General features: G+C 63.4%; 12 protein-coding genes. 3 read left to right on the forward strand and 9 right to left on the reverse strand.

Annotated elements, in window-relative coordinates:
* Positions 1–44 precede the first annotated feature (44 nt).
* From LZK81_RS07045 to LZK81_RS07065, 5 genes are all read right to left on the reverse strand, one after another.
* Entirely contained in the window at positions 45–1,067 is a 1,023-nt protein-coding gene (locus LZK81_RS07045) for an LLM class flavin-dependent oxidoreductase (protein WP_233955635.1), read from the reverse strand.
* A 98-nt stretch (positions 1,068–1,165) separates the two neighbouring features.
* Positions 1,166–1,306, reverse strand: a complete 141-nt coding sequence (locus LZK81_RS07050; protein ID WP_156376347.1) for a hypothetical protein — start codon at positions 1,304–1,306, stop codon at positions 1,166–1,168.
* Positions 1,307–1,435: 129 nt separating this feature from the next.
* Positions 1,436–3,325: an ABCB family ABC transporter ATP-binding protein/permease gene (locus tag LZK81_RS07055; protein WP_233955636.1), complete on the reverse strand. Its 1,890-nt coding sequence runs from the start codon at positions 3,323–3,325 to the stop codon at positions 1,436–1,438.
* Between the two features lie 156 nt (positions 3,326–3,481).
* The gene (locus LZK81_RS07060; protein WP_233955637.1) at positions 3,482–4,171 is read right to left on the reverse strand and encodes a hypothetical protein; all 690 of its coding nucleotides are present in this window, start codon (positions 4,169–4,171) and stop codon (positions 3,482–3,484) included.
* 523 nt (positions 4,172–4,694) lie between these two features.
* A complete protein-coding gene (locus tag LZK81_RS07065) occupies positions 4,695–6,509 on the reverse strand; it encodes a LysM peptidoglycan-binding domain-containing protein (RefSeq protein ID WP_233955638.1) in 1,815 nt (604 codons plus the stop codon).
* Positions 6,510–6,654: 145 nt separating this feature from the next.
* On the opposite strand from LZK81_RS07065, the gene LZK81_RS07070 reads away from it, so the two are divergent.
* A complete protein-coding gene (locus LZK81_RS07070; protein WP_046611934.1) occupies positions 6,655–7,284 on the forward strand; it encodes a TIGR00730 family Rossman fold protein in 630 nt (209 codons plus the stop codon).
* A gap of 17 nt (positions 7,285–7,301) precedes the next feature.
* On the opposite strand, the gene LZK81_RS07075 is transcribed toward LZK81_RS07070, so the two are convergent.
* Both LZK81_RS07075 and rarD read right to left on the reverse strand, forming a co-directional pair.
* The gene (locus LZK81_RS07075) at positions 7,302–7,631 is read right to left on the reverse strand and encodes a DHCW motif cupin fold protein (protein ID WP_233955639.1); all 330 of its coding nucleotides are present in this window, start codon (positions 7,629–7,631) and stop codon (positions 7,302–7,304) included.
* Between the two features lie 20 nt (positions 7,632–7,651).
* The gene (gene rarD, locus LZK81_RS07080) at positions 7,652–8,563 is read right to left on the reverse strand and encodes an EamA family transporter RarD (protein ID WP_233955640.1); all 912 of its coding nucleotides are present in this window, start codon (positions 8,561–8,563) and stop codon (positions 7,652–7,654) included.
* Between the two features lie 152 nt (positions 8,564–8,715).
* On the opposite strand from rarD, the gene LZK81_RS07085 reads away from it, so the two are divergent.
* Together LZK81_RS07085 and LZK81_RS07090 are read left to right on the forward strand one after the other, a co-directional pair.
* Positions 8,716–9,588 (forward strand): protein-L-isoaspartate O-methyltransferase family protein, encoded by an 873-nt coding sequence (locus LZK81_RS07085; RefSeq protein WP_233955641.1) that lies wholly within the window; start codon positions 8,716–8,718, stop codon positions 9,586–9,588.
* A 286-nt stretch (positions 9,589–9,874) separates the two neighbouring features.
* Positions 9,875–10,564 carry a pentapeptide repeat-containing protein gene (locus tag LZK81_RS07090; protein ID WP_046624508.1) on the forward strand — a complete coding sequence of 230 codons (690 nt, stop codon included), beginning with the start codon at positions 9,875–9,877 and terminating at the stop codon, positions 10,562–10,564.
* Between the two features lie 56 nt (positions 10,565–10,620).
* Here the strand turns inward: LZK81_RS07090 and LZK81_RS07095 are convergent, their stop codons facing one another.
* Both LZK81_RS07095 and rsgA read right to left on the reverse strand, forming a co-directional pair.
* Positions 10,621–10,779, reverse strand: a complete 159-nt coding sequence (locus LZK81_RS07095; RefSeq protein WP_172745617.1) for a hypothetical protein — start codon at positions 10,777–10,779, stop codon at positions 10,621–10,623.
* Positions 10,780–11,006: 227 nt separating this feature from the next.
* On the reverse strand, positions 11,007–12,029 hold the full coding sequence (gene rsgA / locus LZK81_RS07100; RefSeq protein ID WP_233955642.1) for a ribosome small subunit-dependent GTPase A: 1,023 nt from the start codon (positions 12,027–12,029) through the stop codon (positions 11,007–11,009).
* Between the last annotated feature and the right edge of the window lie 80 nt (positions 12,030–12,109).

Raw genomic sequence — 12,109 nt, forward strand, 5'->3', positions numbered from 1 at the left:
TCGCTGGAGCTTTCTGCACCTGAATTGTCCGGATGCGGGTTGCCCTACCGCCACCCCAGCCCCGGCGCCACATGCTTCAGAATGCTCTCCAGCACATGCGCGTTGTAGTCGACGCCGAGCTGGTTCGGTACGGTGAGCAGCAGCGTATCGGCCTCGGCAATCGCCTCGTCGGCCTTCAACTGGTCGATCAGCCTGTCCGGCTCTGCGGCATAGGAGCGACCGAAGATTGCCTGGGTCTGCGGGTCGATATTGCCGATCTGGTCCTGGCTTTCGCCGCTGCCGCCGAAATAGGCGCGGTCCGTGTCGTTCATCAGCGCGAAAATGCTGCGGCTGACGGAGACGCGCGGTTCATGGGCATGGCCGGCTTCCTTCCAGGCTTCGCGATAGATGCGGATCTGCTCGGCCTGCTGGATGTGGAACGGCTTGCCGCTCTCGTCGGTCTTGAGCGTCGAGCTCTGCAGGTTCATGCCGAGCTTGGCGGCCCAGACGGCGGTTGCGTTGGAGCTGGAACCCCACCAGATGCGGTCGCGCAGGCCCGCGGAATGCGGCTCCAGGCGCAGCATGCCCGGCGGGTTCGGGAACATCGGCCGCGGATTGGGCTTGGCGAAACCTTCGCCGCGCAAAACGTCGAAGAACACTTCCGCATGGCGCCGGCCGAGATCCGCATCGGTCTCGCCTTCCGCCGGCTGGTAGCCGAAATGGCGAAAACCGTCGATCACCTGTTCCGGCGAGCCGCGGCTGATGCCGAGCTGCAGGCGTCCGCCGGAAATCAGGTCGGCAGCGCCTGCGTCTTCCGCCATGTAGAGCGGGTTTTCATACCGCATGTCGATGACGGCGGTACCGATCTCGATTCGCTTGGTGCGGGCGCCGACGGCGGCAAGCAGCGGGAAGGGCGAGGCAAGCTGCCGGGCGAAATGGTGGACGCGGAAATAGGCGCCGTCGGCGCCGAGCTCTTCGGCCGCGACCGCGAGGTCTATGGATTGCAGGAGGACGTCGGATGCCGACCGGGCCTGCGACTGCGGCGAGGGCGTCCAGTGCCCGAAGGAGAGAAAGCCGATCTTTTTCATTGCGTTACCACCGTGAATTTATTGTGTCTGAAGTTACACGTTAGATGGCATCTCAACCGCGATATGAACAGTCGCCGCCCTGTGAACAGTGCGTCCGCTTACCGCGCGGCCTGCGGATCGACCCAGCCCATCCAGGTGGTGAAGGCGAGCAGCGGCGAGCCGAAGAAGACCAGCACCAGCATGTAGGCGATGGCAATGCTGCCGAGGAGGAGCATGCGGGGAGTGAGGTAGCGTTTCATCGTTTCCGGTCCGTGGTGAGTCAGTGATTGGTGATTAGTCGGTAGTCGTTAGTACTGGCGTTTCGCTTTCACATCGGCTTCCTTTCACTACCCACTACCCACTACCCACTACCCACTACCCACTACCCACTATTCCGCCGCCGGAACGCCGCGCAGCACGACGCCGAGGTCGTCGCTCTCGCGCACCTTGCGCAGCTGCTCCTCGGCCTGTACCGCCTCGCGCTGGCGGTTCCACATCGAGGCATAGAGCCCGTTCTGTTCGAGCAGCGAACTGTGCGTGCCGCGTTCGGCGATCAGCCCGTCGCGCAGGACGATGATCTCGTCGGCGCCGATGACGGTCGAAAGCCGGTGGGCGATCACCAGCGTCGTGCGGTTCTTCGAGACCACGTCGAGTGCCGACTGGATCTCGTGTTCGGTCGTGGTGTCGAGCGCCGAAGTCGCCTCGTCGAGGATCAGGATCGGCGGGGCCTTGAGGACGGTGCGGGCGATCGCCACGCGCTGCTTCTCGCCGCCCGAAAGCTTCAAGCCCCGTTCGCCGACCTTGGTCTCGAAACCATCCGGCAGGGCGCTGATGAAATGGCCGATCTGTGCCACTTCGGCGGCGGCCAGCACCTCTTCCTCGCTGGCCGTTGGCCGGCCGTAGCGGATATTGTAGGCGATCGTATCGTTGAACAGGACGGTATCCTGCGGCACCATGCCGATCGCCGCGCGCAGCGACTGCTGCGTGATGTTGCGCACGTCCTGGCCGTCGACGGTGATCGAGCCGCCCTGGATGTCGTAGAACCGGTAGAGCAGCCGGGAAATCGTCGATTTGCCGGCGCCCGAAGGGCCGACGATCGCCACCGTCTTGCCGGCCGGCACGTCGAAGGAGACGCCCCTCAGGATCGGCCGGGCCGCATCATAGGAAAAATGCACGTCCTTGAAGAAGATCGTGCCTTGGGCGATGTCGAGGGGCTTGGCACCCGGCCGGTCGACGACCTCGGGCTGCACTTCCAGAAGCTCGAACATCTGCTCGATATCGGTCAGCCCCTGGCGGATTTCGCGGTAGACGAAACCGATGAAGTTGAGCGGCACTGAGAGCTGCAGCAGCAGCGCGTTGACGAACACGAAATCGCCGATCGTCTGCTCGCCGCGCTGCACGGCCAGCGCCGACATCACCATCATCACGGTCGTGCCGAGGCCGAAGATGACGCCCTGGCCGAAGTTCAGCCAGCCGAGCGAGGTCCACACGTCGGTCGCAGCCTTCTCGTAGTGCGCCATCGAACTGTCGAAGCGCTTGGCTTCCATCTCCTCGTTGCCGAAATATTTGACCGTCTCGAAATTGAGGAGCGAATCGATCGCCTTGGTATTGGCGTCCGTGTCGCTGTCGTTCATCGAGCGGCGGATGGCGATGCGCCAGTCGCTGGCCTTCACCGTGAACCAGATATAGAGCGCCACCGTGACCGCCGTCACCGCGACATACCAGAAGCCGTAGCTGACCCAGAAGATCACAGCCGTCAGCAGGAATTCGAGCAGCGTCGGCACGGTGTTGAGAATGGTGAAACGGACGATCGTCTCGATGCCCTTGGTGCCGCGCTCGATGATCCGCGACAGGCCGCCGGTCTTGCGTTCCAGATGAAAACGCAACGACAGCTGGTGCATGTGCACGAAAGTGCGGTAGGCGAGCTGGCGCACGGCATATTGCCCGACCGAGGCAAACAGCGCGTCGCGCAGCTGGTTCAGCCCCACCTGCAGGATGCGGGTGAAATTGAGCGCGATGACCAGCACCACGGCGCCGAGCAGGAAGGCGGGCAGGATTCCCGCCATGTCCAATCTGCCATTCAGCGCATCCGTCGCCCATTTGAAGAAATAGGGCACCGTCAAGAGTACGAACTTGGCGAGGAACAAATAGAAGGTCGCCCAGAGGACGCGGGCCTTCAGGTCGGCACGCCCCTCCGGCCACATATAGGGCCACAGGTTCACGAGCGTACCCAGCGGATTGCTGGCATCCGCCGAAATGGTCTTCTTGTTATTCGCCATCAATGTCTCCGGAGCGGGCGCGTCGAAACGCCTCCCGCACATAAGGTCCGGGGAAGAATGTTGCAATGACGGTTTCGTGAAACTTCAGGGCACGGGACAGAGCGGCCGGGCGATACGAGGCGAAGGCGGGATGTCTCCGGCCTTCGCCTGTCGCGATCATTTGGTATCGGTGGATGAGGCAGGGGCGGTTCCGGCTGCCGGCTTGGTGGTCGCTGCCGGCGTGGTCCAGGAGATGTAATAATAGGCCTCCCCGACCATGCCGAAATAGGAGCTGGCCCCGGTTGCCTTCTCGATATAACTGCCGTCGGCATTGCGCACGAACTTGCCGTTTTCGTCCCGCGTCAGGCGGTCCTTGAGGAACTGGGTCCAGTCGGATTTGTCGACGGAGGTAACGCCGGCCGAGGTCTGCTTGCCGTCGGTAATGTCCCAGGCGGTGATCTGGTCGCCGGCGACCGCGTCGGTCATCTTCAGCGTGCCGGCGTCGAGCGCCTTCTGCATCGCCTCGGCCATCGCCTTGCTGTCGGGGCTCGCCTTCAGCGCGTCCAGCTTCTCCTGCAGCGCCTTCATGAACGCCTTGCTGGACATGTCGCCGACCGATCCGTCGCCTGCGGTGTCCGGGGCGTTGCCGTTCATGGTCTGCTGCAGTGAGGCGATCAGCGCCGCGATCTTGTCGTCCTCGTAGTCGTCGTCACCGCCGCCGCCACTGGAAAACAAGATGTCGGCGAGCGACGAGGAGGACGAGCCCGACGCCGAGCTGCCGGGCGCCCTGTTGTTGGAGACATCATTGAATGCATTGAGGGCCGCCTGAGAGGACCAAGTCCGAATGGAATTAATGCTGGAAACCATTTTCTTCTCCTGTCCGCGCGGCATGGATCAGAGCCGGAGATAATATGGGAGCACGCCGCCTGATCACCGCGGTATTCCTCCTAACCTGCGCGAAGCTGGCCGAACCGGAGCCGGCGCGGTCATTGGCCGGCCAGTGGCCTTTTGGGACAGTGGAATTGAGATGGCGGCGGTTTCGGATAGGCGGGATGGACGGGGAAATGAATGTGGCTAAGGGGTTGAGGGGCTGGATGCGTTTTTTCTAACCAGATGAAAATTATCCCCGGGCAAAACCCCTCCCGGCCTGCCGGCCACCCTCCCCACAAGGGGGAGGGAAACCCAGCCGCGATGTCGCGCAATCCACGCGTCAATGTCCGCCTATTCGCCGGTCTGTTGAGAGATGAGTGCTTCAATGTACAACGAGCGCTTCGTCGGAGAACGATGAGCGTGCGACATATCTCCCTCCCCCTTGTGGGGAGGGGTGGCCGGCAGGCCGGGAGGGGATCTTTACCCACCCCCGTAAGCCAAGAAAGCGCCTCGCAGCCTCTTACGACCGGCGCTGTATCATCCGCTGGCGATGGAGTTCTTCAGCGTCCGGCAGAGCCGCGTCCGGCACGCCAAAGATCTGGCCGGGCTGGATGACGTCGGGGTTGCGGATCTGGTCTTCGTTGGCGAGGTAGATCGTCGTGTAGCGCACACCCTGGCCGTAGACGCGGCGGGAGATCTGCCAGAGCGTGTCGCCGCGGCGGATGATCACCGAGCTGCGTTCGCTCTGGGTCAGCGGCTCCTGCTGGATGGTACGGGTGCCGCTGGCATCGGTGACCGTCATCGGGGCGGCTGCGGTGACCTGGACGCCGTGCAGTTCGCGGGCGATGGTCGGGCCGACGGCGCGGGCGATCATTTCGCCGATCCGCTTCAGGCCGGCGCCGACGCTTGCGACATCCTTGGGAAGTGCGTCGAGCGCGGCAAATGCCGCCGCGGCGTTCTGGACGGTGGTTTCGGCAAGCACCCGGGCGGATGCGGCCGCATCGGCCGGCAGCCGGTATTCGGAGAGCGATTTCAGGGCGATCGAGGTGGCGGAGCGGGCGGCTGCCATCTGTTCCGCCGAGGGTACACGGCCGTCGGTGTAAAGCCCGCGCAGCAGGTTGAAGGCGCGTACCGTTTCGTTGCGCAGCTTGTCGAAGGCGCCGCTGTCGGCCGCCGACATGCCGTTATTGGCGGCCTGCGGCACCGCGACGGCAGCGACCTGATCGCCGGCCGGTCGGTTGAAGGGCACTTCGACCCGGACCAGAGCCTGTCCGCCGGCCCCGACAACCTCGACGCCGATCCGGTGGTCGCCGACGGCAAGGTCGATCGCCCCTTCGATCACGAAACTGCCGTCCTGGCCCGCCTGGGCGGTACCGATCGGCCGGCCGTCGGCCTGGCCGCGCAGCAAGGTGCCGGCCTTGGTGTTGCCGGCGACGAAGATCTTGTTGCCCTCGATCTCGACAGCGGTGATGCGCAGTTCAGGCGCAGCGGAGGTCGCCGCCGGGGAGGCGGGCGCCGAGACCGGTATGCTCGGCGCGGAAGATGCGAGATTGGACGAGCCGGACGGCGGAGCCGGCAGGGCGGCAACGGAGGTATTGGCCGACGGCGTGGCCGAGGGAGCGGCAAGCGCGGGGCTGGCCGGAGCCGCATTGGTAGCGGGCGAAGCTGCTGCGGCCTGGGCTGCGGGCTGCGCGGCACTCGCGCCAGGCGGAGTTGCGGCGTCCGGGGTCGGCGTGGCGATCACGCGGCTTGCCTTGCCGGGCTTGGTGACCATGGCAAGCAGCTTGCCGTTCTTGTCGGCGGGCACCGAGACGGTCGCCGTTTCTTCCGACAGGGTGGTCTTGCCATCCTTGCCGATCGCCTTGAGCACGAGCTGGTGGTCGCCGGGCGGCAGCGGCTTGTCGAGGATGGCGGCGAAATCTCCGCTCGGGCCGACGTCGACCTTGGCGACGATTGCGGCGCCATCGCTGACTTCGAGCTTGGAATGGGGGGCGGCGCGGCCGGCGATCACGGTCGATCCGTCCGGCTCGACGCGCAGCACATCGAAGGAGGGCGGCGTCATTGCCGCGGCCTGAGGCGTGGTCTGGCCAGCTGCGGAAGGAGTCGTCTGCGGCGCCGTGGCAGCGGCCTGGTCGGCCGGCTTTGCGGCATCGGGCGCTCTGGCCGTCGGCTGCGGTTCCGTCACCGCGTCCTTGACGGCATTGCCTGCGGCATTGATCGCGTCGCCGATCGGCTTGGAATCCTTGTTTATCGCAGGCATCACCAAGAACACCATCAGCAGCGATGCGATAGCCAATACGATCAGAGCCAGCCAGCCGGCGCGGTTTTTCATCATCAATGCCTCTCCCGACAGCTATTGCCATCGCATATCCGGATTAACCTTTTCCTCCCGCATTCACAAGCTTTTCACACGATAAACCCTTGCTCTTCCGGGCATTTCCCGTCAATTTTGACGACCGGGGCTCGGTTTGGCCCTCCACTTGAAATGCGTTGCGGAGAAAACTGTGCCGATTCGATCCATCTGCGTTTACTGCGGCTCGCAGCCGGGACGCGATCCCGCCTATATCGAGGCCGGCCGTGCGCTCGGAAAATCCATCGCCGCCCATGGGCTTCGGCTTGTCTATGGCGGAGGCACCAAGGGCATCATGGGTGCGGTCGCGGCCGGCGTTCTGTCGAACGGCGGTCAGGTCACCGGCATCATTCCCGAATTCCTGGTCGACATGGAGGCCACGCGCCATTCGCTCGGCCAGCTCGACGAGCTGATTGTGACCGAGGACATGCATGCGCGCAAGCACAAGATGTTCGAGCGCGCTGACGCTTTCGTGACCCTGCCGGGTGGTATCGGCACGCTGGAGGAGATCGTCGAGATCATGACCTGGGCGCAGCTCGGACGGCATGAGAAGCCGATGGTCTTTGCCAATATCGGCGGTTTCTGGGATCCGATGCTCGACCTCATCACCCACATGCGCGAACAGGGTTTTATCCACCGTGCTCATCTGGTCCAGCCGCTGGTCATCGCCGATGTCGAGGACATCGTTCCGGCGATCCTGGAACAGGGCGAGGAACGCCCGCCGTCGAGCGGCGAGGGCGCGGTGATCTCGAGGCTGTGAGCGCCGGCGCTTGAGCCCTAGTCGACGATGAAGAGTTTTGCGCCGACGGATGTCGAGGAGCGATGGGGCTCGGCATCGTCGGCCACCTGATAACTCATGCCGGGCGTAAGTACGAAGACCCGGCTGTCGGCGAGTTCGGTCCTCAGTTCGCCTTCAAGGCAGAGCAGGATATGGCCTTTGACGCACCAGTGGTCGGCGAGATAGCCCGGGGTATATTCGACCATCCGCACCCTGATCCCGCCGAAATGGCAGGTCTGCCAGGTCGCCAGCCCCGTGTCGCCCTTGTGCTCCGTCTTGGGAATGGCGCTCCAGTCGGTGGTGCCGAACGGTATATCGCTGATTTTCATGGGAATGCTCCGGGAAAGGCCTATCGGCCGCGCGCTTGCTTGAGAAGCGACCAGGTATAGATTGCCAGCGCCGTCCAGATCAGAACAAAGGCTCCGAGCTTCACGGGGCTGAGCGGCTCGTGGAAGGCGAAGACCGCGATCAGGAAGATCATCGTCGGCGCGATATATTGCATGATGCCGATGGTCGAGAGCTTCAGGAGTTTTGCGCCGTTGGCATAGATCATTAGCGGTGCGGCGGTGACGATGCCGGCTACCATCAGGATGAACGTGTCCCAGCCTGTCGAATTGAGGAGATGGCCCTGACCGGTCGATTCCAGCCAGATCACATAGGGCAGGCAGGGAATGCTGATCAGAAGCACTTCCAGGAAGAAGCCCTGGTTCGGGCCGATCGGCAGGGTTTTCCGGAACAGCGCATAGAACCCCCAGGTGACGGTGAGCGCCAGCGAAACCCAGGGCAATCCGCCCGCATCATAGGTGAGGATCGCCACCGCCACCACCACAAGGCCGATCGCGGCGAGCTGAACAGGCGCCAGCCTTTCTTTGAGCAGGACCGCCGCCAGGAAAATGCTGAACAGTGGATTGATGAAATACCCGAGCGCCGCATCGAGCGCCCGCCCGGCGGCGACCGCCCACACATAGATGCCCCAGTTCGCCATGATGATCAGGGCGGTCAGGCACGCCATCGCCAGCATGCGCGGGTTCTGCATCGCCACCTTGAGATCGCTTGTGCGACGCAGGATCAGAAGAACGATCCCGGCGACCGGCACCGACCAGATCGCCCGGTGTGCCAGCACTTCCAGCGAAGGAATATGGGCAACCGCCTTGAGATAGAACGGCAGGAACCCCCAGAGGAAATAGGCAGTCAGCCCAAAGGCGAAACCGCGCGGGGTATCCTCGTTCTTCATTGGCGCCGGGGCGGTGTCGGTGGTCATGCGGGGTGTTTCCGGTATGTTGTTCTGGTTATCCCCCGTTTAAACGAATAGGTTGAGCCGGACCAATTCATTTCATTGAAGAACCTATCGTTTGTCGCGATTCTGTCGGCTTGGCTTGCGATAGTGAGCCCTTGTCAGAACGGAGGAATTGGATGGATTTCGAAAACCAGCCGTTGCACCGGCAGATCTACGCCCGCCAGATCCTGGCCAAGGCCGGCGTGAGTGCGGACGCGCGCCTTTTCGCTGCGTTCGCCAAGGTGCCGCGCGAACAATTCGTCGGCCCGCCGCCCTGGGTCTATAACGACTTTCGCAACTACCGCGAGCTCGCTTCCACCGATCCGCTGGTGCTTTACCAGGATCTGCTGGTCGGGCTGGATACGGGCCGGGGCGTCAACAACGGCATGCCGTCGCTGCATGCCGGGGCCCTTCACGCGCTCGGCATCCGCGACGGCGAGACGGTTGCGCATCTCGGTGCCGGGACCGGATATTACACGGCGATCATCGCCGAGCTGGTGGGGCCGTCCGGCCGGGTGATCGCCGTCGAATACGACGAGGCTCTCGCGGACAAGGCGCGGCAGAACCTGGCGGGCTACACGAATGTCGAACTCGTCCGTGGCGATGCGACAGAATGGCCGAAGGAGGACGCGGACGTGATCTACGCCAATTTCGCGCTGGACCACCCGCCGGCCGCCTGGATCGACAATCTGGCGGTCTCGGGGCGCACGCTCTTCCCGCTCGGCTTCCCGGCGACCGACCACGGCCGGTCGAGCGGTTTTACCCGTTCTGCGGGCTTCCTGATGATCGACCGGCGAGCGTCGGGTTTTGGCGCCAGGTTCCTGCAGCCGGTCTCCTTCGTCTGGGCGGAAGGCCAGCAGCCACCTCCGGCAGGTCGTCACGAGGGGCTGGCGGAAGCCTTCCGCTCCCGCCGCGGCTATCAGGTCCGCAGCCTGCGCTGGCATCGGCCGCCGCAGGGCGACGAATGGTACGGCGAGGAGTCCTGGGGGCTTTCGTTCGAGGAGGTGTGAGGGGGCGCCCACTTTTCCAATAAGGTGGTCAATCGTGGGGAGAGACAGCGCCTCTGGCCGATCTCCCCCCTTGAGGGGGAGATGCCCGGCAGGGCAGAGGGGGTGCTGCAGCATACTCTTGTGCCATTGAGTTTGTGGCGCCACCCCCCTCTGTCACCTCCGGTGACATCTCCCCCGCAAGGGGGGAGATCAGAGGGAGCACGCCGCGCCGTTTCCGTCCCGCCGATTGTTTCGAATCCAAATCTCTGATCAATCACGCGAACGAATGTCGGCGGAGGCGAAGGTCATGGCGGAGCAGCATCCCATCGAGGTTTCCGAACAACAGATCGGACGCGCGGAGGTGCTTGGCTTTACGGCCGCCGGAAACACGGTTGTCCTGAACGGCTGCACGCTGGAGGAAGTGGACCTGTCGGGGCTCGATCTGCAGCGCTGGGAATTCAGAAACTGCAGGATGACGACCGTCAATCTGCGGGCCGCCGACCTGGAAGGGGCGAAGTTCGAGGGGTGCCGCGGCCCGTTCGCCAATTTTACGGGGGCCAATCTCGCGGAGGTGGAGTTCCGGAATTGCGACTTCAACAACGCCGCTTTTTTGGAAGCCAAAATGAACGACACCCGGTTCGTCGGCTGCAAGCTGACCGGTGCCAACCTGACGCGGATCGCCTCGCTCGGCCTGTCGTTCAAGGAGACCATCCTGGCGCAGGCAAGACTTCCCGCACTGTCGTTCCGGAAATCCCGGATCGAGCGGGTCGATTTCGGCATGGCCGATCTGTCGAAATGCGATTTTCGCGACGTCGTGTTCGACGGCTGCAGCCTGCGTGATACAGGACTCGTCGATGCCAGGTTCGAAGGGGCCGATCTGCGCGGCGCGGACCTCGGCGGACTGAAGCTGATCGACGCCAGGAAGTTCAAGGGAGCGACGATCTCGCGGCAGCAGGCCGGAGATATCCTGGCGGAACTGGGACTGAAGGTTCAATAGCCGGCTGCGGCATCCTCAGTCTCCGGTTCTTCCAGTCGTCTTACAGGCGAACAGGATTAGACGGCCACGCGCCGTGCTTCCTTGTCGGCCGACTTCCGGTCTGCGCCGTGCTTTTCGATGATAGCCTTCGCATCCTCAACCGAAATGCGATGCTTCTTGGCGAAGGGGATAGGCTGGTAGGGCTGGTCCGGGGTGTTTGCTTTTTTATCAGACATGAACGTCTCCGATCTCGATGCTCCGGCAGAATGCCGAAGCCTCTTTGGATTAATGAAATAGTGAGGGGGTTGGTTGCCAGGCGCTGCTGCGTCATTACCGCGAGCGGCTGCCTCAATGTGCCGTCTATATGGTACAAAAACCCCTGAAATACAATGGCCCGGATCGGGCCACAGGATTCGGGGCCACCTGCAGACTCCTGCAGGGACGGTATTCGCGCGCGAAACCTTCAGTATTTCTTCTTGCGGACGATCTTGTTGCCCCGTGGACCGCTTAGCACCGGTGTCCTGTCGCGGTTTTCCGCAAGCAGGCTGCGCCAGCGTTCCAGGCGATCGGCGGAAAGTTCGCCTTTGGCAACGGCCGCCTGCACGGCGCAGCCCGGTTCGTGCGCGTGGGTGCAATCGCGAAACCGGCAATTCGGCGCCAGATCGGTGATTTCGGCAAATAGCGTATCGATGCCGTCGGTGACATCGCTGACATAGAGCGTCCGAATACCCGGCGTATCGATCACCCAGCCGCCGCCGGCAATCGCATGCAGCGACCGTGCCGTGGTGGTGTGACGGCCCTTTGCATCATGTTCGCGGATGGTTCCGGTCTTCTGCATCGTGTCGGATTGAGGTCCGGCCAGGGTATTCACCAGCGTCGATTTCCCGACGCCGGAGGAACCGACAAGGGCTACGGTCTGCCCGACGCCGCACCATGGCTCCAGGAGAGAAACCGCGTCTTCTGACCGCGCGTTCAGGACAACCACCGGCAGGTCGCGCTGCAGCGCCCTGGCCTGCTCTTCGAACGGGCCGGCGTCCTCGACGGTGTCGGCCTTGGTCAGCACGATCACCGGATTGGTGCCGGCCTGGTTCGCCATGATCAGGTAGCGCTCCAGCCGTCCGGGGTTGAAATCGGCATTGCAGGAGGTGACGATGAACAGGGTATCGACATTGGCCGCGGCAAGCTGCTGGCCGTGCCCGCCTTCCGCGCGCCGTTGAAACACGGTTTTCCGGTCGAGACGGCGCACGAGCATACCCGTCAGCGGGTCGGCAAGAACCCAGTCGCCGACCGCAAAATCCGCGGTATTGCTATTGGGCGGAAGTTCGATCCCAACCGGTCCGCTGATGTCGATCGCATCGATGCGCGCCCGATGAACCGAGGCAATACGCCGGACCAGGAGTTCCGTTTCGTTCGGCTCGACCTGAGCCGCAAAGAAATCGGACCAGCCAAGCAGTTCAAGCGATGAGGGCAGGGCGGGGCCGGTCAAGGTTCGGTACGAAAATTCGGGGACGCCGTCATGGGCAGGCTTTCCGCAGGTTGCGATCACGCTCTTCCAAGGAGGAGCCG

Source organism: Neorhizobium galegae (genome assembly GCF_021391675.1).
In the GTDB taxonomy this organism is placed as follows: domain Bacteria; phylum Pseudomonadota; class Alphaproteobacteria; order Rhizobiales; family Rhizobiaceae; genus Neorhizobium; species Neorhizobium galegae_B.